This window comes from Enterobacter cloacae complex sp. IR5422, assembly GCF_049238165.1.
In the GTDB taxonomy this organism is placed as follows: domain Bacteria; phylum Pseudomonadota; class Gammaproteobacteria; order Enterobacterales; family Enterobacteriaceae; genus Enterobacter; species Enterobacter roggenkampii.
This window is the reverse complement of sequence record NZ_JBMKHT010000022.1, coordinates 40,959-59,660: the sequence shown is the minus strand read 5'-3', so window position 1 is coordinate 59,660 and position 18,702 is coordinate 40,959. Positions and strand designations below refer to the sequence as shown.

The 18,702-nt window shown below is 56.8% G+C and carries 21 protein-coding genes; 15 read left to right on the top strand and 6 right to left on the bottom strand.

The features are described from left to right. Nucleotides 1-11: 11 nt before the first annotated feature. From pyrC to mdtH, 3 genes are all read right to left on the bottom strand, one after another. Complete coding sequence (gene pyrC, locus ACOTXT_RS12755; protein ID WP_021240774.1) at nucleotides 12-1,058, bottom strand: dihydroorotase; 1,047 nt, start codon at nucleotides 1,056-1,058, stop codon at nucleotides 12-14. Nucleotides 1,059-1,185: 127 nt separating this feature from the next. Then, nucleotides 1,186-1,746 (bottom strand): lipoprotein, encoded by a 561-nt coding sequence (locus tag ACOTXT_RS12750; protein WP_008500824.1) that lies wholly within the window; start codon nucleotides 1,744-1,746, stop codon nucleotides 1,186-1,188. A 123-nt stretch (nucleotides 1,747-1,869) separates the two neighbouring features. Continuing rightward, on the bottom strand, nucleotides 1,870-3,078 hold the full coding sequence (gene mdtH, locus ACOTXT_RS12745) for a multidrug efflux MFS transporter MdtH (protein WP_023292794.1): 1,209 nt from the start codon (nucleotides 3,076-3,078) through the stop codon (nucleotides 1,870-1,872). Nucleotides 3,079-3,314: 236 nt separating this feature from the next. Between mdtH and rimJ the strand changes: the two genes are divergently transcribed. The 4 genes from rimJ (at nucleotide 3,315) to murJ (ending at nucleotide 7,150) form a co-directional block, all read left to right on the top strand. Further along, complete coding sequence (gene rimJ, locus ACOTXT_RS12740; protein WP_008500822.1) at nucleotides 3,315-3,899, top strand: ribosomal protein S5-alanine N-acetyltransferase; 585 nt, start codon at nucleotides 3,315-3,317, stop codon at nucleotides 3,897-3,899. A gap of 9 nt (nucleotides 3,900-3,908) precedes the next feature. Then, complete coding sequence (locus ACOTXT_RS12735) at nucleotides 3,909-4,559, top strand: YceH family protein (protein WP_055321344.1); 651 nt, start codon at nucleotides 3,909-3,911, stop codon at nucleotides 4,557-4,559. Nucleotides 4,560-4,561: 2 nt separating this feature from the next. Further along, a complete protein-coding gene (locus ACOTXT_RS12730; protein ID WP_021240771.1) occupies nucleotides 4,562-5,485 on the top strand; it encodes a Gfo/Idh/MocA family protein in 924 nt (307 codons plus the stop codon). Between the two features lie 129 nt (nucleotides 5,486-5,614). Further along, nucleotides 5,615-7,150: a murein biosynthesis integral membrane protein MurJ gene (gene murJ, locus ACOTXT_RS12725; RefSeq protein ID WP_032674525.1), complete on the top strand. Its 1,536-nt coding sequence runs from the start codon at nucleotides 5,615-5,617 to the stop codon at nucleotides 7,148-7,150. Nucleotides 7,151-7,209: 59 nt separating this feature from the next. Here murJ and flgN read toward each other — a convergent pair whose 3' ends face one another. The 3 genes from flgN to flgA form a co-directional block, all read right to left on the bottom strand. Beyond that, nucleotides 7,210-7,635 carry a flagella biosynthesis chaperone FlgN gene (flgN, locus tag ACOTXT_RS12720; protein ID WP_008500818.1) on the bottom strand — a complete coding sequence of 142 codons (426 nt, stop codon included), beginning with the start codon at nucleotides 7,633-7,635 and terminating at the stop codon, nucleotides 7,210-7,212. Between the two features lie 4 nt (nucleotides 7,636-7,639). After that, nucleotides 7,640-7,933: a flagellar biosynthesis anti-sigma factor FlgM gene (gene flgM / locus ACOTXT_RS12715; protein WP_008500817.1), complete on the bottom strand. Its 294-nt coding sequence runs from the start codon at nucleotides 7,931-7,933 to the stop codon at nucleotides 7,640-7,642. 93 nt (nucleotides 7,934-8,026) lie between these two features. Next, nucleotides 8,027-8,686 (bottom strand): flagellar basal body P-ring formation chaperone FlgA, encoded by a 660-nt coding sequence (flgA, locus tag ACOTXT_RS12710; protein WP_095428606.1) that lies wholly within the window; start codon nucleotides 8,684-8,686, stop codon nucleotides 8,027-8,029. A 157-nt stretch (nucleotides 8,687-8,843) separates the two neighbouring features. On the opposite strand from flgA, the gene flgB reads away from it, so the two are divergent. The 11 genes from flgB (at nucleotide 8,844) to flgL (ending at nucleotide 18,698) form a co-directional block, all read left to right on the top strand. Further along, nucleotides 8,844-9,260: a flagellar basal body rod protein FlgB gene (gene flgB, locus ACOTXT_RS12705; RefSeq protein WP_008500815.1), complete on the top strand. Its 417-nt coding sequence runs from the start codon at nucleotides 8,844-8,846 to the stop codon at nucleotides 9,258-9,260. Nucleotides 9,261-9,263: 3 nt separating this feature from the next. Continuing rightward, nucleotides 9,264-9,668: a flagellar basal body rod protein FlgC gene (gene flgC, locus ACOTXT_RS12700; RefSeq protein WP_008500814.1), complete on the top strand. Its 405-nt coding sequence runs from the start codon at nucleotides 9,264-9,266 to the stop codon at nucleotides 9,666-9,668. An 11-nt stretch (nucleotides 9,669-9,679) separates the two neighbouring features. Further along, a complete protein-coding gene (flgD, locus tag ACOTXT_RS12695) occupies nucleotides 9,680-10,390 on the top strand; it encodes a flagellar hook assembly protein FlgD (protein ID WP_023343755.1) in 711 nt (236 codons plus the stop codon). 26 nt (nucleotides 10,391-10,416) lie between these two features. Then, nucleotides 10,417-11,625, top strand: coding sequence for a flagellar hook protein FlgE (flgE, locus tag ACOTXT_RS12690; protein ID WP_008500812.1), 1,209 nt, complete (start codon nucleotides 10,417-10,419; stop codon nucleotides 11,623-11,625). A 20-nt stretch (nucleotides 11,626-11,645) separates the two neighbouring features. After that, the gene (locus ACOTXT_RS12685; RefSeq protein ID WP_008500811.1) at nucleotides 11,646-12,401 is read left to right on the top strand and encodes a flagellar basal body rod protein FlgF; all 756 of its coding nucleotides are present in this window, start codon (nucleotides 11,646-11,648) and stop codon (nucleotides 12,399-12,401) included. Between the two features lie 11 nt (nucleotides 12,402-12,412). Then, the gene (flgG, locus tag ACOTXT_RS12680) at nucleotides 12,413-13,195 is read left to right on the top strand and encodes a flagellar basal-body rod protein FlgG (protein WP_008500810.1); all 783 of its coding nucleotides are present in this window, start codon (nucleotides 12,413-12,415) and stop codon (nucleotides 13,193-13,195) included. A 57-nt stretch (nucleotides 13,196-13,252) separates the two neighbouring features. Beyond that, the gene (flgH, locus tag ACOTXT_RS12675) at nucleotides 13,253-13,951 is read left to right on the top strand and encodes a flagellar basal body L-ring protein FlgH (RefSeq protein ID WP_008500809.1); all 699 of its coding nucleotides are present in this window, start codon (nucleotides 13,253-13,255) and stop codon (nucleotides 13,949-13,951) included. Nucleotides 13,952-13,963: 12 nt separating this feature from the next. After that, nucleotides 13,964-15,061 carry a flagellar basal body P-ring protein FlgI gene (locus ACOTXT_RS12670; RefSeq protein ID WP_008500808.1) on the top strand — a complete coding sequence of 366 codons (1,098 nt, stop codon included), beginning with the start codon at nucleotides 13,964-13,966 and terminating at the stop codon, nucleotides 15,059-15,061. After that, a complete protein-coding gene (gene flgJ, locus ACOTXT_RS12665) occupies nucleotides 15,061-16,014 on the top strand; it encodes a flagellar assembly peptidoglycan hydrolase FlgJ (protein WP_021240767.1) in 954 nt (317 codons plus the stop codon). Before ACOTXT_RS12670 ends, flgJ begins: the two co-directional genes overlap by 1 nt. A 75-nt stretch (nucleotides 16,015-16,089) precedes the next feature. Further along, nucleotides 16,090-17,730, top strand: coding sequence for a flagellar hook-associated protein FlgK (flgK, locus tag ACOTXT_RS12660; RefSeq protein WP_021240766.1), 1,641 nt, complete (start codon nucleotides 16,090-16,092; stop codon nucleotides 17,728-17,730). A 14-nt stretch (nucleotides 17,731-17,744) separates the two neighbouring features. Beyond that, a complete protein-coding gene (gene flgL / locus ACOTXT_RS12655; protein WP_023292790.1) occupies nucleotides 17,745-18,698 on the top strand; it encodes a flagellar hook-associated protein FlgL in 954 nt (317 codons plus the stop codon). The last annotated feature ends 4 nt before the right edge of the window (nucleotides 18,699-18,702 follow it).

Here is an 18,702-nt window from a genome sequence, read left to right as displayed (position 1 = left end):
GCACTGATTTTTTAACGTTTTACCGTCCAGCTTACGGTTTCACCCGCCAGGAAGGGGATCAGCGTGTCATCCGTCAGGGCAATGGACTCCTCAACGTGGCTCGCTTTACGCTCCAGTTCGATGAAGGTGTCGTTGACCGGCAGGCCGTAGAAGCGCGGGCCGTTAAGGGAGCAGAATGCTTCGAAATGTTCCAGCGCGTTCATCTCTTCAAACACGGTTGCGTAGCTGGCAAGCGCCGTTGGGGCGTTGAAGCAGCCCGCGCAGCCGCAGCTTGCCTCTTTACGATGGCGGGCGTGAGGCGCGGAATCGGTACCGAGGAACGCGCGGGAGAACCCGCTGGCGACCAGCTCGCGCAGCGCCTGCTGGTGGATGTTGCGCTTAAGAATAGGCAGGCAGTAGAGGTGAGGGCGCACCCCGCCCACCAGCATGTGGTTACGGTTAAACATCAGGTGCTGTGGCGTAATGGTGGCGGCGATAAGATCGTTGCCGTCACGCACGTACTCTGCCGCGTCTTTGGTGGTGATATGCTCGAAGACCACCTTCAGCGCGGGCAGGCGCTGGCGCAAAGGCTCCATCACGGTCTCGATAAAACGGGCTTCGCGGTCGAAGATATCAATCTCGGCATGCGTTACTTCGCCGTGAACCAGCAGCGGCATACCCAGTTTCTGCATGCGTTCCAGCACCGGCATAATGGCATCAATGCTGGTGACGCCGTGGCTGGAGTTGGTGGTGGCATTCGCCGGGTAGAGTTTCGCTGCCGTAAAGACGCCTTCGTTAAATCCGCGCTCCACTTCGTTCGGATCCAGTGAATCGGTCAGATAGCAGGTCATCAACGGGGTAAAATCGTGTCCCGCAGGAACGGCGTCGAGAATGCGCTGGCGATAGGCTATCGCGGCATCAACGGTGGTGACTGGTGGCACCAGGTTAGGCATGACAATCGCGCGGCCATAAATTTCGCTGGTATAAGGCACGACGGTTTTCAGCATATCGCCATCACGCAGATGGATATGCCAGTCGTCAGGGCGGCGGATTTTAAGAACCTGGGGTTGTGCAGTCATGGAAGCTCCGGCTTGTCAGGAATCAGTCATAAGGATGGCTGTTTTTGCCGGACACAAATCATAAGCGGAAACGTTTTCGTTTGCACACTTTTCCGTGAAAAAAAAGGGCGCCTCAGCGCCCTTCAGGTTAATCGGTGAAAGGAATGATAATTTCGCCCGGTTTCACCTCTATGCCTTTTGCGTATTTTTTCGCCAGAGCTTCACCCTTGCTTTTGTCTTCGCTTAAGACGTACGCCGGCTGCTGGTTAAAGTAATTCCGCAGCGACTGATTCAGATAGGGCATCAGGGTTTGCAAAACCGGCGCCATCTTGTCCGGAGACACCTTCGCGTCGACCACTTCCATCTCCTGCAGGAAAATCGCCCCTTTCTCTTTGTTGAAAACAGGCAGTGCCTTCAGCTTGAGCTTGATGTTGGCTTTCTGATTGCCAAAGAGGGAGGACATATCGAGGTCCGCATCACCGGCCAGGGTGACTTTGTTTGGCTCTTCACGTCCGATTTGACTGGTGAGGTTTGTGAGCACGATATGCGCATCGGCAAGACCCGGTACGCCAATGTCTTTCGAGAAATTGTTATGTTTTTCCAGCGCCTGATTAATTTCCTGTTCACTGACGGTGTATTGCGTGAGCTGGTTACAGCCAACCAGCAGGCCGCTGACAATCAATGCCGCGGCTAAGACAATTTTCTTCATAGTGTTCCTCAACGAAAAATCGGCGCTTCTGTCCTGTTACGCCAGTATGTCAGCGTGAATGGGCAGAAACCAGCAGAAAAAACTGAGAAGTGGGGCGGGAAGGGCTCCCGCCCGAGGGAAAGGCTACGCGCCAGGCTCGAGCATGCCGCTCGCGCTGCGTTTCTGGCTGAACTGCCACCACAGGGCGAGTAGCGTCATAAAGCCCACCACGCCCAGCATCATCCACGGAAGTTCAGGTTGATTTAACGCTTTGCCAGCATCAAACAACCAGCCGCCGCCGGCGTAACCTAATGCCCCGCCAAGCGCCAGCCCCAGTCGGCTGAACCCCATATAGCTGCCGCGTGCACGCGCATCCGCAAGCGAGGCGCTCAGCGTTTCGCGGGCAGGCTCGGCGATGATCGAGCCAATATAGAACGTGCAAATCAGCGTAAACAGCTGCTGGAGCGTGTTCACCAGGCCGATCGGCATCATGCTCAGCGTCATCAGGAACAGTCCGGCCATCAGGCGATGCTCCAGGCGAAAACGCCGCTCGCTCCAGCGGGCAATCGGATAGAGGAGCGTTAACGACAGGCAGGCTTCGATGGCGTACATCCATTTCACCGCCGCAGGGGTACCGGCAATGTCGTTAACCATGATCGGCAGCATCAGCATGACCTGCACGGCCAGCATGTAATATCCCGTCAGGGTCAACACATAGGTGACAAAACGTCTGTCGCGCAGGACGCGGCCCAGCCCTTCGCGAACCGGCGCTTTCACCGTTGACAGTTTCCACGCCGGCAGGAACAGGCCATTAAACAGCGCGCACAGCATAAAGAGCACCGCCCCAGCCGCGCAGACCAGACGGAAATCATACTGCAGCAGCCAGCTTCCCAGCAGGGCGCCGATAACCGCCCCGGCACTGTCCTGCATCATCAGAATCGAGAAGAAACGGCCGCGGTGCTGCGGGCGAATCAGCTTTACCACCAGCGCGGTGCGTGGCGGATCGAACAGCGTGCCCCCGATACCGGAGAGGAAACAGGAGAACCAGAGCAGCCAGGGCTCCTGGGCGACCGCCATCGTGGCAAACCCTGCCGCGCGCAGCAGCATACCGGTGACGATCATCGGTTTCGCGCCAAAGCGGTCGGCGATAGCCCCGCCAAAGACGCCCAGGCCCTGCTGGACAAACTGGCGTAGCCCCAGGGCAATGCCGACCATTAATGCCGCCCAGCCCATCTGATCGACAAAGCGGATCGAAATAAGCGGAAAAACGACAAAAAAGCCGAGCACGACCAGCATGTTATCGACGAGCAGGAAATATTTACCCAGGCTCCTGGCCTGTGATACGCGGGACATTTTCCCTCCAGGGAAAATAAGATGGTGAGCACGCTAACATTCTGCGGTGTCGCCGCGTTTTTTCCCACCCCTGCACGTGACAATATTTTTTTATCAAAAGGGTGCTTTGATAGAGAGTTCTCATCGAAAAATGTGAAAAGAGGTGAAAATGGTATGTCACTGTTTTCACAGACGGCGCAGGCGCAGGTATAGTAAAGCTAATGGGCAAGCTGAAGTGACGGGAAGGAGTGGTATCGATGTTTGGCTATCGCAGTAATGTGCCAAAAGTGCGTCTGACAACGGACAGGCTGGTCGTTCGTCTGGTGCATGAGCGTGATGCCTGGCGTCTGGCGGATTATTACGCCGAGAATCGCCAGTTTTTAAAACCCTGGGAACCCGTTCGGGATGAGAGCCATTGTTACCCTTCCGGCTGGCAGGCGCGCCTCAGCATGATTACGGAATTTCACAAGCAGGGCAGCGCGTTTTATTTCGCGCTGCTGGATCCTGAAGAGAAAGAGATTATCGGGATCGCCAATTTTTCAAACGTGGTGCGGGGATCGTTTCACGCCTGCTACCTGGGCTACTCCATCGGCCAGAAGTGGCAGGGGCAGGGGCTGATGTACGAGGCGCTGACGGTAGCGATCCGCTATATGCAACGCACCCAGCACATTCATCGCATTATGGCGAACTATATGCCGCATAACCAGCGCAGCGGAAATCTGCTGGCGCGTTTAGGGTTCGAGAAAGAGGGTTACGCCAAAGACTATCTGCTGATAGACGGAGAGTGGCGCGACCACGTTCTGACGGCATTAACCACCCGGGACTGGACTGCAGGTCGTTAAGGAGAAAAGATGAAGTATCAGCTAAACGGTACAGAAGCGCGCGTGATTGGGTGCTTACTCGAAAAACAGGTCACCACGCCGGAGCAGTATCCGCTGTCCGTCAACGCCGTGACCATGGCCTGCAACCAGAAGACCAACCGCGAGCCGGTGATGAACCTCAGCGAGCATGAGGTTCAGGACGTGCTGGATGCGCTGGTAAAACGTCACTATCTCCGCACCGTCAGCGGCTTCGGCAACCGCGTGACCAAATACGAACAGCGCTTCTGTAACTCCGAATTCGGTGACCTGAAGCTGAGCAGTGCGGAAGTGGCGGTCGTCACCACGCTGTTGCTGCGCGGAGCGCAAACGCCGGGAGAACTGCGCACGCGCGCTTCCCGTATGCATGAGTTCAGCGATATGCAGGAGGTCGAGCAAACTCTGGAAGGGCTGGCCGCGCGTGAAGACGGTCCTTACGTGGTGCGTCTGGCGCGCGAGCCGGGCAAGCGTGAAAGCCGCTATATGCACCTGTTCAGCGGTGACGTTGATAGTTCAGTTAAATCCAGCGCAACTGACATAACGGCCGTAGATGATGATTTGGTTGCCCGCGTAGCGGCGCTGGAAGACGAGGTCGCCGGGCTGAAACAGCGTCTGGATGCCCTGCTGGCACATTTGGGAGACTGACGGTGAAAAAATTACGCATTGGCGTAGTAGGGCTGGGCGGTATTGCACAAAAAGCCTGGCTGCCGGTTCTGGGGGCAGCGACGGACTGGACGCTGCAAGGGGCATGGTCACCCACGCGCGAGAAGGCCGAGCGGATCTGCGAAACCTGGCGTATGCCGTATGCGGCATCGCTTCAGGATCTGGCCCGCGAGTGCGATGCGGTCTTTGTACATACCTCAACGTCTACCCACTATCAGGTCGTGAGCGAGCTGCTCAATGCGGGCGTTCACGTTTGCGTGGATAAACCGCTGGCGGAAAATGTTCCGGACGCGGAACGCCTGATTGAACTGGCGGCGCGTAAAAAACTGACGCTGATGGTCGGCTTCAACCGCCGCTTCGCGCCCCTTTACCAGCAGCTTAAGGCACAGTCGGGCACGTTTGCCTCGCTGCGGATGGATAAGCACCGCACGGACAGCATTGGGCCGAACGATTTGCGCTTCACGCTGCTGGATGATTATCTCCACGTTGTGGATACGGCGCTGTGGCTCGCCGGCAGCAACGCGCAGCTGCAAAGTGGCACGCTGCTCACGAACGAGCAGGGTGAAATGGTCTATGCAGAACACCATTTCGCGATTGACCATCTGCAGGTAACTACCAGCATGCATCGTCGTGCCGGCAGCCAGCGAGAATGCGTCCAGGCCGTCACCGACGGGGCGTTGTACGACATTACCGACATGCGTGAATGGCGGGAAGAGAAGGGCAGCGGCGTGATGACGCTCCCCGCGCCTGGCTGGCAGAGCACGCTTGAACAGCGCGGTTTTGCCGGTTGCGCCCGCCACTTCATCACCTGCGTGCAAAATCAGACGGTTCCTGAAACGTCCGGCGAGCAGGCCATCATGGCGCAGCGCATTGTGGAAAGGCTCTGGCGCGAGGCCATGAGTGAATAACTCGCTGTAACATCTGCGGATAGTAATTCGTTGAAATCCGGGTAGACTAAGCGCCGCTTGTAGGCTTTGCCGGGTGGCGCTTACGCTTGCCCGTCCTGGAAATCCGTATGGTTCTGGAAATTCACGTTAATGAACTTATTAAAATCGCTGGCGGCCGTCAGCTCGATGACCATGTTTTCCCGCGTGCTGGGTTTTGCGCGCGACGCCATTGTGGCAAGGGTATTTGGTGCAGGGATGGCCACGGACGCCTTTTTCGTCGCGTTCAAATTACCGAACCTGCTGCGTCGTATTTTTGCGGAAGGGGCGTTTTCTCAGGCATTCGTCCCGATCCTGGCAGAATATAAAAGCAAGCAGGGCGAGGACGCCACGCGCGTCTTTGTGTCTTATGTCTCCGGCCTGCTGACGCTGGCGCTGGCGGTGGTGACCGTCCTCGGGATGCTGGCCGCGCCCTGGGTGATTATGGTGACCGCGCCCGGCTTTGCCGATACGGCCGACAAGTTTGCCCTGACCTCGCAGCTGTTGCGCATTACTTTCCCCTATATTCTGCTGATCTCGCTGGCCTCGCTGGTGGGGGCGATCCTCAATACCTGGAACCGCTTCTCTGTACCGGCGTTTGCGCCGACGTTTCTTAACGTCAGCATGATCGGCTTTGCCCTGTTCGCCGCCCCGCACTTCAACCCGCCGGTGCTGGCGCTGGCCTGGGCGGTCACCGTCGGCGGCGTGCTGCAACTGGCGTATCAGCTGCCGCACCTGAAAAAAATCGGCATGCTGGTGCTGCCGCGCATCAACCTCAAAGATGCCGGGGCGATGCGCGTCATCAAGCAGATGGGGCCCGCCATTCTCGGCGTCTCCGTCAGCCAGATCTCGCTGATTATCAACACCATCTTTGCCTCGTTCCTGGTGTCCGGCTCGGTTTCCTGGATGTACTACGCCGACCGCCTGATGGAGTTTCCGTCCGGGGTGCTGGGCGTGGCGCTGGGGACCATCCTGCTGCCGTCGCTGTCGAAAAGTTTTGCCAGCGGCAATCATGATGAGTATTGCCGCCTGATGGACTGGGGCCTGCGTCTCTGCTTCCTGCTGGCCCTGCCAAGTGCGGTGGCGCTGGGTATTCTGGCCAAACCGCTGACGGTGTCGCTCTTCCAGTACGGGAAATTCACTGCCTTCGATGCCGCCATGACCCAGCGCGCGCTGATTGCCTACTCGGTGGGACTGATGGGGCTGATCGTGGTGAAAGTGCTGGCGCCGGGCTTTTACTCGCGTCAGGACATTAAAACGCCGGTAAAAATTGCCATCGTGACGCTGATTATGACGCAGCTGATGAACCTGGCGTTTATTGGTCCGCTGAAACATGCCGGCCTGTCATTATCGATTGGTCTGGCGGCCTGTCTGAATGCCGGGCTGCTGTACTGGCAGCTGCGCAAGCAGGATATTTTCACGCCGCAGCCGGGTTGGGGCAGTTTCCTGATGCGTCTGATCGTTGCGGTACTGGTGATGTCTGCCGCGCTGCTTGGCATGATGCACGTGATGCCGGAGTGGTCCCTGGGCACGATGCCTTATCGTCTGATGCGCCTGATGGCCGTGGTGTGCGTTGGTGTGGTGGCGTACTTTGCCACGCTCGCGGTGCTGGGTTTCAAAGTCAAAGAGTTTGCCCGCCGGACGGCATAAACGCCAAAAGGGGAGTTCACCTCATGGTGCTCCCCACTGCATGATGAGTCGCTTATGCGTCAAATCGAAATCTTTTTCACACCTGCAATACGCGCCGTCGCCGTCTGACCATCCGCACCGTACAGACCGGTTTCTTTATGCGGTTTCAACACCTCAAGCGCCTGCTGATTACGCTCAATCTGCCCTTCCAGTAGCCAGCCGTTATGCTGGTTAAGATCGCGCAGGTGCTGAGTTTTTTCGGTAATGGTCTGCCAGCGCTCAATAATATCGTCATTGGCGCTGCGCTTAGGATCTTGCTCAGCGCGTCGCTGTTGTTCCAGATAATCCAGCGTTGCCAGAAGCGAACTTTTGTCTTCAGTAATACGCTGCAGCGCGCTGCCGTTGATGTGACCGGAAGAGAGATGCTGCTGTTCAGCGTCCATTACCGTTTTCAGGTCGTTCAGGACAACCGTCATTTGATCCAGTATTTCTGACAGTCGACTCATACGGTTAGTTACTCTGTAAGAAACTCTGTGCTTCCTGAATCAGGGCGTCAGCGATCTTGCTGGTATCCATTTTCAGCTCACCGTTACGAATAGCCGTTTTCAGCGCTTCAACACGTTCCATATTGATATCGTTGCTGCCCGGCTGCATCAGTTTTGCCTGCGCGTCGCTCAGGGTCACGCTGGTGCTGTTGGACGTTGACGGTTTCTCCAGACGCGTTTTCTGCGCCGTTGCGTCATTCGTTTCGCGAGGTTGTACAGCGCTTACCGGCTTCAGGGCTGATGTACGATCAATGCTCATAGTGTTGTCCTCATCGAGGGGTCGCGGCGTTTGCGCCTGACATCATCATTAGTGGAATATTTATCGGCACGCGCCGCGAAATCTTTAAAAAGATTATAGGTTAATCAGAATATTCCCATCAGCATCGACGGTTCCGCTCACCACCTGGCCTGAGGACATTCTGACGCGGGCGTTTTGCGCCACAGCGGCATTGTTCAACGCTTTCCCTTCACTGTTGATGCTAAAGCCATCTCCGTTGGCCACCACCATCACCTGTTGGCCTGCTTTTACCCGCCATGCCTGACGCAGCATGGAGATCTGTATCGGCTGGCCTGGCGCGACGTCGCGCAGGCTGACGGCATCCTGTGCCTGGTTGATATCCAGCATGGTGCGTGGCGGCAGCTGATCCAGACGGCCGCGCTTCAAGGTCACGCTGTTTGTCTGCAGTACGCTGCCGCGCGCAATGGGCACGGCGGCGACAACATAATTGCCCGTCGCCTGAACGGCAACCTGTAAATAGCGTTTTTCGTTGGCGCAGCGTGCCAGCACGTTCACATTCCCCCAGAGCTTTGTGAACCCTACCACGCTGAAGGACGGCTGGTCGCACGTCGGGTACAGATTCGGTGGCGTGCGCACGGTAACGGCCACGTCATCGCTAAAGCCTGCCAGTTTTTCAGCAAAAAAAGCCGTTAGCCGATCCTGTATCCCTTCAGCCTGCGCCAGAGGGCTTAACAGCAAGAGAGCCGCCACCAGACCACGTTTTAACGTTTGCATCGCAAGTTCCACCGTTTCCAGAGTTGAACGAATTCTACCTGCAGTGGTTTTGCATCAACGGAATAAATAGCGACGCATTTTGCGCTTATTCCGTCGATAGGGGAGACCGGGTGAGATTTAAGCTGTGAACTGAAATTTTGCCATCAGCGGAGGAGACATGCTCGATAAACTCGACGCCGCGTTACGTTTTCAGCAGGAAGCGCTCAACTTACGCGCCCAGCGGCAGGAGATTTTAGCCGCCAATATCGCTAACGCCGATACCCCGGGGTATCAGGCGCGCGATATTGATTTTTCCAGTGAACTCAAAAAGGTGATGGAGCGTGGACGTGCCGAAGGAACGGGTGTTGCACTTGCCATGACATCCTCTCGCCATATTCCTGCTCAGGCGATGACCGCGCCAGCGACCGATTTACTTTATCGCATTCCCGATCAGCCCTCACTCGACGGTAACACCGTGGATATGGACCGGGAGCGTACCCAGTTTGCCGACAACAGCCTGAAATACCAGACGGGCCTGACCGTACTCGGCGGACAAATCAAAGGCATGATGAACGTCCTGCAGGGGGGGAATTGATAGATGGCCTTGCTGAATATTTTTGATATCGCCGGTTCGGCGTTAACCGCACAGTCCAAGCGCCTGAACGTGGCCGCCAGTAACCTCGCGAACGCCGACAGCGTCACCGGACCCGACGGCCAGCCTTATCGTGCCAAACAGGTTGTCTTTCAGGTCGATGCTGCGCCAGGCGCGGCGACGGGCGGCGTGAAGGTCTCGGATGTGGTGGAGAGCCAGGCCCCGGACAGGCTGGTGTATGAGCCGGGTAACCCACTGGCGGATGCCAGCGGATACGTGAAGATGCCAAACGTGGATGTGGTGGGTGAGATGGTGAACTCCATGTCGGCTTCCCGTAGCTACCAGGCCAACGTCGAAGTGCTTAATACCGTGAAGAGCATGATGCTCAAAACACTCACTCTCGGCCAGTAAAGGAGACATGCATGTCCATCGCCGTAAATGTGAATGATCCGACGAACTCGGGTGTTAACAACACAAAGAGTACGACGGGTTCTAACTCCCTGACGGGAAGTAACGCCGCCGATCTTCAGGGCAGCTTTCTGACGCTGCTGGTGGCGCAGCTTAAGAACCAGGATCCCACTAACCCGATGCAGAACAACGAACTGACCACGCAGCTTGCGCAGATCAGCACCGTTAGCGGCATTGAGAAACTCAACACCACCCTTGGTTCCGTCTCTGGACAGATTAATAGCGCCCAGTCTCTGCAGGCGGCAAGCCTGATTGGCCACGGGGTGATGATCCCGGGAACCACGATTCTGGCAGGCACCAGCACTACCGACGGTACATCGACCACCACCACTACGCCGTTCGGCGTTGAATTGCAGCAGGCGGCTGACAAAGTGACGGCGACGATCACCGACTCAACCGGCGCCGTGGTTCGCACCATCGACATCGGCGAGCTGAAGGCGGGCGTTCACACCTTTACGTGGGATGGCAGCCTGACCGACGGCACGAAAGCACCAAACGGTGCTTACAAAGTCGCGATCAGCGCCAGCAACGGGACGACCCAGCTGGTGGCGCAGCCGCTGCAGTTCGCGCTGGTCCAGGGCGTGATTAAAGGAAGCGACGGCAACAAACTGGATTTGGGAACCTCTGGTTCCACCACACTCGACGAAGTTCGGCAGATTATCTAAGCCTTAACACTTATCAGGAGTAAGTCATGGCCTTTTCTCAAGCGGTCAGCGGCCTGAATGCTGCGGCCACCAACCTGGACGTCATTGGCAACAACATCGCCAACTCCGCGACCTATGGTTTTAAATCCGGTTCTGCTTCCTTTGCAGACATGTTTGCCGGTTCCAAAGTCGGCCTGGGCGTGAAAGTTGCGGGCATCACGCAGGACTTTAGCGACGGCACCACCACCAACACCGGTCGTGGCCTGGACGTTGCCATCAGCCAGAACGGTTTCTTCCGTATGGTCGACTCCAACGGCTCTGTGTTCTACAGCCGTAACGGCCAGTTCAAGCTGGATGAAAACCGTAACCTGGTGAACATGCAGGGGATGCAGTTAACGGGGTATCCGGTTGCCGGGACGCCATCAACGGTTCAGACCGGGGCGAACCCACAGGTCATTAATATCCCAACCACGTTGATGGCCGCGAAGTCCACCACCACGGCTTCCCAGCAGATTAACCTGAATTCCACCGATACCGCGCCGACCACCGCCTTTGATCCGGCTAACCCGGACACGTACAACAAAAAAGGTACGGTGACCGTCTTTGATAGCCAGGGTAATGCGCACAACATGAACCTGTTTTATGTCAAAGATGCGACCCCGGCTAACTCCTGGAAAGTGTATGCCCAGGACGGTAGCGTCGCAGGCAGCACGGCGGCACTGGCCACCACGCTGACCTTCGATAATAACGGTACGCTGACCGGTGGTGGAAATATCAACATCACTACCGCGACCATCCCAGGTGCGACGCCAGCGACCTTCGCCATGAGTTTTGCTAACTCCATGCAGCAGAACACCGGTGCGAACAATATCGTCGCGACCAGCCAGAATGGTTTTAAACCAGGCGACCTGGTGAGCTACCAAATCAATGACGACGGCACTGTGGTCGGTAACTATTCCAATGAACAGACCCAGGTTCTGGGCCAGATCGTGCTGGCAAACTTCGCCAACAACGAAGGTCTGAAATCGGAAGGCGACAACGTCTGGTCTGCCACCCAGTCCTCCGGCGTGGCGCTGCTGGGTACTGCCGGAAGCGGTAACTTCGGCACGCTGACCAACGGTGCGCTGGAAGCCTCTAACGTCGATCTGAGTAAAGAGCTGGTGAACATGATCGTCGCGCAGCGTAACTATCAGTCGAACGCGCAGACCATCAAAACTCAGGATCAGATCCTCAACACGCTGGTTAACCTGCGTTAAGCGGCTAACAGGAAAGCGCAATGGATCACGCAATATATACCGCGATGGGCGCGGCAAGTCAGACGCTCAATCAGCAGGCCGTTACCGCCAGCAACCTGGCAAACGCCTCCACGCCGGGCTTTCGCGCGCAGCTTAATGCGCTGCGCGCGGTGCCGGTAGAAGGACTTTCCCTGCCGACCCGTACGCTGGTGACCGCATCAACCCCTGGCGCCGATATGACGCCAGGGCAGATGGATTACACCTCACGCCCGCTGGACGTGGCTCTGCAGCAGGACGGCTGGCTGGCGGTGCAAACGGCGGACGGTAGCGAAGGCTATACCCGTAACGGGAACATCCAGGTGAGCGCGACGGGCCAGCTGACGATTCAGGGGCATCCGGTGATGGGGGAAGCGGGTCCGCTGACCGTACCGGAAGGCTCTGAGCTGACTATCGCTGCGGACGGCACCATTTCGGCGCTCAACCCGGGCGACCCGGCCAATACCGTTGCGCCCGTCGGTCGTCTGAAGCTGGTTAAGGCGGAAGGCAAAGAGGTGCAGCGTGGCGACGACGGCATGTTCCGTCTGACCCAGGCGGCGCAGGCGACGCGGGGTGCCACCTTACAGGCCGATCCGAGCATCCGCGTGATGTCCGGTGTTCTGGAAGGCAGTAACGTCAAGCCGGTCGAAGCCATGACCGACATGATCGCCAGCGCCCGTCGTTTTGAAATGCAGATGAAGATCATCAGCAGCGTCGATGAAAACGCGGGCAAGGCTAACCAACTTCTGGCTATGAGCTAACAGGATTCCTTATGATCAGTTCTTTATGGATCGCGAAAACTGGCCTGGACGCCCAGCAAACCAATATGGACGTGATTGCCAACAACCTGGCAAACGTGAGCACCAATGGTTTCAAGCGTCAGCGCGCCGTTTTCGAAGATTTGCTTTATCAAACCATCCGCCAGCCGGGCGCGCAGTCTTCTGAACAGACGACGCTGCCATCGGGCCTGCAGATCGGTACCGGTGTTCGTCCGGTGGCGACCGAGCGTCTGCACAGCCAGGGCAACCTGTCTCAGACCAACAACAGCAAAGACGTGGCGATCAAAGGCCAGGGCTTCTTCCAGGTGCAACTGCCTGATGGGACTTCTGCCTACACCCGCGACGGCTCGTTCCAGGTCGATCAGAACGGCCAGCTGGTGACGGCGGGCGGTTTCCAGGTTCAGCCTGCGATTACCATCCCGGCGAACGCCCTGAGCATTACTATCGGACGTGACGGTGTGGTCAGCGTAACCCAGCAGGGGCAGGCTGCGCCGGTTCAGGTTGGGCAGCTCAACCTGACCACCTTCATGAACGATACCGGTCTGGAAAGCATTGGTGAGAACCTCTACACCGAGACGCAATCCTCCGGTACGCCAAATGAGAGCACCCCGGGCCTGAACGGCGCGGGCCTGCTGTATCAGGGCTATGTTGAAACCTCCAACGTGAACGTGGCGGAAGAGCTGGTGAATATGATCCAGGTTCAGCGCGCGTATGAAATTAACAGTAAAGCAGTGTCGACGACCGACCAGATGCTGCAGAAACTGACGCAACTCTAAGGTGTAGTCCGGTGCGGTAAACGCCGCGCCGGCTCCCTGTTTTCGAAGATGAAGGCAATGCAAAAAAACGCGGCGTTTCGTTATCCGATACTGACTGTTCTGGCCGTCACCCTCAGCGGGTGTGCCTGGATCCCGTCTAAACCTTTGGTCCAGGGTGCGACGACTGCCCAACCCGTTCCTGGCCCTGCGCCAGTAGTCAACGGCTCCATTTTCCAGACCGCGCAGCCGATTAATTACGGCTATCAGCCGCTGTTTGAAGATCGCCGCCCGCGTAACGTCGGCGATACATTGACCATTGTGCTGCAGGAAAACGTCAGCGCGAGCAAGAGCTCGTCGGCGAACGCCAGCCGCGATGGCAAAACGAATTTTGGCTTCGATACCGTTCCGCGCTACCTGCAGGGACTGTTCGGCAACGCGCGTGCTGATGTCGATGCCTCTGGCGGCAACACCTTTAACGGTAAAGGTGGCGCGAACGCCAGCAACACCTTCAGCGGCACGCTGACGGTCACGGTTGACCAGGTACTGGTTAACGGCAACTTACACGTGGTGGGTGAAAAACAGATCGCCATCAACCAGGGCACTGAATTCATTCGCTTCTCGGGCGTGGTTAACCCTCGCACCATCAGCGGCACCAACACCGTTCCGTCCACCCAGGTGGCGGATGCGCGCATTGAGTACGTCGGTAACGGCTACATTAATGAAGCGCAGAATATGGGTTGGCTGCAGCGCTTCTTCCTTAACTTATCGCCGATGTAAGCGAGGTGACCCATGTTTAAATCGATCTTCGCCGTGGCGCTCGCGCTGGTGGCAACGTTTGCCCAGGCTGACCGTATTCGCGATCTCACCAGCGTTCAGGGCGTGCGTGAAAACTCGCTGATTGGCTATGGCCTGGTGGTGGGGCTGGACGGTACCGGTGACCAGACGACCCAGACCCCCTTTACCACCCAAAGTCTGAACAACATGCTTTCCCAGCTCGGCATTACCGTGCCGGCGGGAACTAACATGCAGCTGAAAAACGTGGCGGCAGTAATGGTCACCGCGTCCTACCCGGCGTTTGCGCGTCAGGGACAGACCATTGACGTGGTAGTCTCCTCAATGGGTAACGCCAAAAGCCTGCGCGGCGGTACGCTGCTGATGACTCCGCTGAAAGGCGTCGACAGCCAGGTTTATGCGCTGGCGCAGGGGAACATTCTGGTCGGCGGTGCGGGTGCATCCGCAGGCGGAAGCAGCGTGCAGGTGAACCAGCTCAACGGCGGACGGATTACCAACGGGGCGATCATTGAGCGTGAACTGCCGACCCAGTTTGGCGCGGGCAACACCATCAACCTGCAGCTCAATAATGAAGACTTCACGATGGCGCAGCAGATTGCCGATACCATCAACCGCAGCCGCGGCTACGGTAATGCCACGGCACTCGATGCGCGCACCGTGCAGATCCGTACCTCCACCGGCAGCAGCAATCAGGTGCGCATGCTGGCCGATATCCAGAATATGGAAGTGAACGTTCCGGTCCAGGATGCGAAGGTGATCATCAACTCCCGTACCGGCTCGGTGGTGATGAACCGGGAAGTGTCGCTCGACAGCTGTGCCGTGGCGCAGGGGAACCTGTCGGTGACGGTGAACCGCTCCGCTAACGTCAGCCAGCCGGACACGCCGTTTGGCGGTGGTCAGACGGTGGTAACCCCGCAAACGCAGATTGATTTACGTCAGAGCGGTGGGTCTTTACAGAGCGTGCGATCAAGCGCCAACCTGAACAGCGTGGTGCGCGCCCTGAACGCCCTGGGCGCAACGCCGATGGATCTGATGTCCATTCTGCAATCCATGCAAAGCGCGGGCTGCCTGCGCGCCAAACTGGAAATCATTTAATGCTGACCGATAGCAAATTGTTGACCAGTGCAGCCTGGGACGCCCAGTCGCTCAACGAACTGAAAACCAAAGCAGGTAAAGACCCGGCGGCGAATATCCGCCCGGTCGCCCGCCAGGTGGAAGGAATGTTTGTACAGATGATGCTGAAGAGCATGCGTGAAACCCTGCCGAAAGACGGGATGTTCAGCAGTGATTCAACGCGTCTCTACACCAGCATGTATGACCAGCAGATTGCGCAGCAGATGACAGCCGGGAAAGGCCTTGGTCTGGCTGACATGATTGTCAAGCAGACCGAAGCCGCACAGGGCATTCAGCCTCAGGATCAGCCGCAGCAGGTACCGATGAAGTTCGACCTGGAAACGGTGACCAGCTATCAGAACCAGGCTCTGACGCAAATGGTGCGTAAAGCCATGCCGAAAGCCACGGGCAGCGGCGATGAGCCGCTCTCCGGTGACAGCAAAGACTTCCTGGCGCAGCTTTCTCTGCCTGCGCGCCTTGCCAGCGAACAGAGCGGCGTGCCGCATCACCTGATTCTGGCGCAGGCCGCGCTGGAGTCGGGCTGGGGTCAGCGCCAGATCCGCAAGGAAAACGGCGAGCCGAGCTTCAACATCTTCGGCGTGAAGGCCACCTCCAGCTGGAAGGGGCCAACCACGGAGATCACAACCACCGAATACGAGAACGGTGCGGCGGTGAAGGTGAAAGCCAAATTCCGCGTCTACAGCTCGTATCTGGAAGCCTTGTCCGATTATGTTGGCCTGCTGAGCCGAAATCCGCGCTATACCGCCGTGACGCAGGCGGCGACGGCGGAGCAGGGCGCTCAGGCGCTGCAAAACGCGGGCTACGCGACCGACCCGAACTATGCGCGCAAGCTCACCAGCATGATCCAGCAGCTGAAATCCATGGGCGAGAAGGTCAGCAAAGCCTATAGCACAGATATTGAAAATCTGTTCTGAAAGTTCTCAAGTCCCGGTGGAGGTTGCCGATAACCTTCATCAGGACTCGTGTCTGAACGTATAAAAGGAACCCCCATGTCCAGTTTGATTAACAGCGCCATGAGTGGCCTCAGTGCTGCGCAGTCGGCACTCAATACCGTCAGTAATAATATTTCAAGCTATAACGTGGCAGGCTATACCCGCCAGACCACGGTGCTGGGCGCATCTAACAGCACGCTGACCGGCGGTGGCTGGGTGGGTAACGGGGTGTATGTCTCCGGTGTCCAGCGTGAGTATGACGCCTTCATCACCAATCAGCTGCGCGCCGCACAGACGCAGAGCAGCGGCCTGACGACGCGCTATCAGCAGATGTCAAAAATCGACGATGTGCTCTCCGATACCACCAACTCGCTCTCCACCACGCTGCAGGACTTCTTCAAAAGCCTGCAAACCCTGGTGAGCAACGCGGAAGATCCGGCGGCGCGTCAGACGGTGCTGGGTAAAGCGGGCGGTCTGGTCAATCAGTTCAAAACCAACGATCAGTATCTTCGTGACCAGGATACGCAGGTGAACACCGCGATTTCAACCAGCGTTTCTCAGATCAACAACTATGCCAAACAGATTGCCAATCTGAACGATCAGATTTCCCGTCTGACCGGCGTCGGTGCGGGCGCATCGCCTAACGATCTGCTTGACCAGCGCGATCAGCTCGTCACTGAGCTGAACAAAATCGTCGGCGTGGAAGTGTCTGTTCAGGATAGCGGCACGTATAACATCTCTTTCGGCAACGGTTACAGCCTGGTGCAGGGCAGCAAAGCTAACCAGCTGGCGGCCGTGAAGTCCAGCGCCGATCCGTCCCGTACCACCGTGGCCTATGTCGATGACGTGGCCGGGAACGTAGAGATCCCGGAAAAGATGATCACCACCGGTTCTTTGGGCGGTTTACTGACCTTCCGCACGGAAGATCTGGATAAAGCTCGTAACACCCTGAACCAGATGGCGCTGGCCTTTGCCGATTCGATGAACACGCAGCATGAAGCCGGCTTTGACGCTAACGGTGATGCGGGCGGTAAGCTGTTCAACTTTGGTTCTCCGGCGGTGCTGTCCAACAGCAAGAACGGCGGATCGGCGGTTGTTACGGCCTCTGTGACCGACAGCAAACAGGTCCAGGCGACAGACTATAAGCTGCAGTTCAACGGCACTGACTGGACGATCACCCGTACATCAGACAAAACCAGCTTTACGATGAGCCCGGATGCCAGCGGCAACCTGTCGTTTGATGGTCTTAACGTCAACGTGAGCGGCACGGCAAATACCAAAGACAGCTTTACCGTGAAGCCGGTTTCCGACGTCATCATGAACATGGATCTGGCGATCAGCGACGAGTCCAAACTGGCGATGGCGTCAGTGCAGAACGGCGGCGAAAGTGATAACCGTAATGGCCAGAAACTGCTTGATCTTCAAAACGCGAAAGTTGTGGGTGGGAATAAAACCTTTAACGATGCGTATGCCTCTCTCGTCAGTACAGTCGGTAGCTCAACGGCGTCACTGAAGGTGAGCAGCCAGACGAAAGCGAATGTGGAAACACAGTTAACCAAACAACAGCAGTCCATCTCAGGGGTAAACCTCGACGAAGAGTATGGCAATTTGCAGCGTTATCAGCAGTATTACCTTGCCAACGCGCAGGTGTTACAAACTGCTAGTACGCTCTTCGACGCAATTATCAATATTCGCTAAGGTTGAGGTGAACAATGCGTATTAGCACCCAAATGATGTACGACCAGAACATGCGGGGGATCACCGATTCCCAAAGCAAATGGCTAAATTTCGGGGAACAAATGTCCACCGGTAAGCGCGTTAATCGTCCGTCGGACGATCCTATCGCGGCGTCGCAGGCGATTGTTCTATCACAGGCTCAGGCGCAGAATAGCCAATTCGATCTTGCGCGTACCTTTGCAACGCAGAAAGTATCGCTTGAGGAGAGTGTCCTTTCACAGGTTACAACGGCCATTCAGAGCGCTCAGGAAAAAGTCGTTTATGCGAGGAATGGGACATTAAGTGACAGCGATCGGGCATCTCTGGCGACAGACCTGCAAGGCATACGCGATCAGCTTATGAACCTCGCCAACAGCACTGACGGTAATGGACGATATATCTTCGCAGGGTACAAGACGGAGAATGTCGCTTTTGACCAAACCAGCGGCAATTATATCGGTGGTACTACCCCAGTTAACCAACAGGTGGATTCTGCACGAAATATGCAAATCAGCCACACTGGCACAGAGGTTTTCGCCACGTTTACCAGCAATGCAACACCGGAGCCGGGTGGTGGAACACCTGAAAAGAATTTATTCAAGATACTGGATAATGCTATCACCTCGTTGAACACACCGGTCGGAGACGATCAAGCGAAGGTCGATCAGGAAAATGCAGCCATTGATGCTGCGAACCGGGGGTTGCGTAACTCGCTTGATAATGTATTAACTGTACGGGCCGATTTGGGTACCAAACTTAACGAACTGGATAAACTGAACACACTGAGTAACGACCGGTCACTCGCACAGACTTCGCAAATGAGTGACCTTGTGGACGTTGACTGGAATGCGGCAATTTCCTCTTACACCATGCAGCAGGCGGCCTTGCAGGCGTCTTATAAAGCGTTTAGCGATATGCAGGGCATGTCTCTGTTCCAGCTGAACAAATAACATC

Coding starts and splice junctions, on each gene's coding strand:
- ACOTXT_RS12750 (WP_008500824.1), bottom strand. CDS start 1,746: ATGAAGAAAATTGTCTTAGCCGCGGCATTGATTGTCAGCGGCCTGCTG.
- flgM (WP_008500817.1), bottom strand. CDS start 7,933: ATGAGCATTGATCGTACATCAGCCCTGAAGCCGGTAAGCGCTGTACAA.
- flgA (WP_095428606.1), bottom strand. CDS start 8,686: ATGCAAACGTTAAAACGTGGTCTGGTGGCGGCTCTCTTGCTGTTAAGC.
- ACOTXT_RS12685 (WP_008500811.1), top strand. CDS start 11,646: ATGGATCACGCAATATATACCGCGATGGGCGCGGCAAGTCAGACGCTC.
- flgN (WP_008500818.1), bottom strand. CDS start 7,635: ATGAGTCGACTGTCAGAAATACTGGATCAAATGACGGTTGTCCTGAAC.
- murJ (WP_032674525.1), top strand. CDS start 5,615: ATGAACTTATTAAAATCGCTGGCGGCCGTCAGCTCGATGACCATGTTT.
- flgC (WP_008500814.1), top strand. CDS start 9,264: ATGGCCTTGCTGAATATTTTTGATATCGCCGGTTCGGCGTTAACCGCA.
- flgK (WP_021240766.1), top strand. CDS start 16,090: ATGTCCAGTTTGATTAACAGCGCCATGAGTGGCCTCAGTGCTGCGCAG.
- mdtH (WP_023292794.1), bottom strand. CDS start 3,078: ATGTCCCGCGTATCACAGGCCAGGAGCCTGGGTAAATATTTCCTGCTC.
- ACOTXT_RS12735 (WP_055321344.1), top strand. CDS start 3,909: ATGAAGTATCAGCTAAACGGTACAGAAGCGCGCGTGATTGGGTGCTTA.
- pyrC (WP_021240774.1), bottom strand. CDS start 1,058: ATGACTGCACAACCCCAGGTTCTTAAAATCCGCCGCCCTGACGACTGG.
- flgD (WP_023343755.1), top strand. CDS start 9,680: ATGTCCATCGCCGTAAATGTGAATGATCCGACGAACTCGGGTGTTAAC.
- ACOTXT_RS12670 (WP_008500808.1), top strand. CDS start 13,964: ATGTTTAAATCGATCTTCGCCGTGGCGCTCGCGCTGGTGGCAACGTTT.
- flgG (WP_008500810.1), top strand. CDS start 12,413: ATGATCAGTTCTTTATGGATCGCGAAAACTGGCCTGGACGCCCAGCAA.
- rimJ (WP_008500822.1), top strand. CDS start 3,315: ATGTTTGGCTATCGCAGTAATGTGCCAAAAGTGCGTCTGACAACGGAC.
- flgE (WP_008500812.1), top strand. CDS start 10,417: ATGGCCTTTTCTCAAGCGGTCAGCGGCCTGAATGCTGCGGCCACCAAC.
- flgL (WP_023292790.1), top strand. CDS start 17,745: ATGCGTATTAGCACCCAAATGATGTACGACCAGAACATGCGGGGGATC.
- flgH (WP_008500809.1), top strand. CDS start 13,253: ATGCAAAAAAACGCGGCGTTTCGTTATCCGATACTGACTGTTCTGGCC.
- flgJ (WP_021240767.1), top strand. CDS start 15,061: ATGCTGACCGATAGCAAATTGTTGACCAGTGCAGCCTGGGACGCCCAG.
- flgB (WP_008500815.1), top strand. CDS start 8,844: ATGCTCGATAAACTCGACGCCGCGTTACGTTTTCAGCAGGAAGCGCTC.